This window comes from Kitasatospora sp. NPDC096128 (assembly GCF_040303105.1).
Lineage (GTDB): Bacteria > Actinomycetota > Actinomycetes > Streptomycetales > Streptomycetaceae > Kitasatospora.
This window is the reverse complement of the sequence record NZ_JBEOSP010000126.1, coordinates 1-1,287: the sequence shown is the minus strand read 5'-3', so window position 1 is coordinate 1,287 and position 1,287 is coordinate 1. Positions and strand designations below refer to the sequence as shown.

Annotated in this window: 1 protein-coding gene and 2 pseudogenes; 2 read left to right on the top strand and 1 reads right to left on the bottom strand. The window is 75.1% G+C overall.

The features are described from left to right. Positions 1 to 238: pseudogene (locus tag ABTY61_RS41875) on the bottom strand (hypothetical protein); the annotation flags it as partial. Between the two features lie 249 nt (positions 239 to 487). On the opposite strand from ABTY61_RS41875, the gene ABTY61_RS41870 reads away from it, so the two are divergent. Both ABTY61_RS41870 and ABTY61_RS41865 read left to right on the top strand, forming a co-directional pair. Further along, positions 488 to 1,000: a SigE family RNA polymerase sigma factor gene (locus tag ABTY61_RS41870; protein WP_350510498.1), complete on the top strand. Its 513-nt coding sequence runs from the start codon at positions 488 to 490 to the stop codon at positions 998 to 1,000. Next, positions 993 to 1,287 (top strand): annotated as a pseudogene (locus ABTY61_RS41865) (hypothetical protein); the annotation flags it as partial. The gene ABTY61_RS41870 and the pseudogene ABTY61_RS41865, both read left to right, overlap by 8 nt.

The window sequence follows — 1,287 nt, the reverse complement described above, 5'->3', positions numbered from 1 at the left end:
TGGCGGTCGCGCGAGTGGCGGACGGGCCGCTGCTGGGGGTCGCCGAGGCGCCGGCCGTGGCGGTGGGCGCACCGGTGGGCGCACCGGAGGGCTCGCCGTGGGCGGTGGGGGTGGCCGTGGGGGCGGCCGTGAGGGCGGCCGTGGGTGTGGAAGCGCCGGTCGCGGCGGTGGCCGCTCCCCCTGCGGTCGCGATGACCGCGGCGGTGGCGGCGATGAGGGTGATCGGGCGGATACGCATGAATCCGTGTCCTTTCCTGCGGGCGTCCGGGTGATGTCCGCACCCCTGTACGCCTCCTGACGCCCGGCAGGTCGCCCCCCGCACACGTGATCCAGCTCATAGGCCGCGAGTGCGACCCTGGGGCGGCGCTCGTGCGTACAGGGCGGGAGGCTCCACCCAGGACGCACGGCTCCGCCGCCGCCGGGGAGTGCTTCCTCGCGAGCCGCCCGTGCCGCGAGCTGACGGACAGTCCCGGAAGAGAGGCCCTTGATGACGCCACAGGAGTTCGACGCGTTCTACGCGGCGTCCTTCTCCCGCCTGACCGGGCAGCTCTACGCGATGACCGGCAACTGGTCCGAAGCACAGGACGTGGTCCAGGAGGCCTTCATCCGCGCGTGGGACCGAAGGCGTACCTTCGGCCCGGACGGCGCCCCGGAGGCATGGATCCGGACCACGGCCCGGCGGCTGGCCATCTCCCGCTGGCGGCGCCTGACCCGGGGTCTGCACCTGGCCGGACGCCACCACCGACAGGAACCACCCACCGTCGAGCCGCCCACCGAGGACCACCTGGTACTGGTCGCCGCGCTCCGCGACCTGCCCGAGGCACAGCGGAGCGCCCTGGTCCTGCACCACATGTGCGACCTCTCCGTCGAGCAGGTCGCGGCCGAGACCGGCGCCAGCGTCAGCGCGGTCAAGAGCCGCCTCGCCCGCGGCCGGACGGCGCTCGCGGCCGGACTCGCCGACCGAAGCCCGACCAGCGAGGAAGGAAAGCTCCGTGTCTGACCCCGTCCACGATCCCGTCCACGACACCGTCGGCGACACCGTCGGCGACCGGCTGCGGCTGCTCGGCACACAGCTGCCCGCACCGGCCCTGCCCGCCGAGGAGATCCGCCGACGCGCCGACCGGCGCCGCCACCGCCGCCACCTCCGGCACGCCCTGGGCGCGACTGCGGCCTGCACCGCGGCAGCCCTGTTCCTGGCTCTCCCGTCCGCGCCGCACCCAGCGGGACCACAACAAGGAGCGGTCGCCACACCCGCCTCCTCCGGGTCGACCTCCCCCTCCCCCCGCC